The 206-nt window shown below is 50.5% G+C and carries 1 rRNA gene; it reads left to right on the top strand.

From position 1 onward, the window contains the following. Positions 1 to 137: 137 nt before the first annotated feature. Positions 138 to 206: ribosomal RNA gene (gene rrf, locus NAZ64_RS22470) — 5S ribosomal RNA — on the top strand; the annotation flags it as partial.

Raw genomic sequence — 206 nt, 5'->3', positions numbered from 1 at the left:
CGTTGAGCTAACCGGTACTAATGAACCGTGAGGCTTAACCTTACAACGCCGAAGATGTTTTGGCGGTTGAGAAGACAGATTTTCAGCACTGATTCAGATTACATCAGAACGTAAAAACGGTCTGATAACAGAATTTGCCTGGCGGCACTAGCGCGGTGGTCCCACCTGACCCCATGCCGAACTCAGAAGTGAAACGCCGTAGCGCC

Source organism: Salmonella sp. A1325 (assembly GCF_056991255.1).
This window is presented reverse-complemented; position numbering and strand designations above follow the sequence as displayed.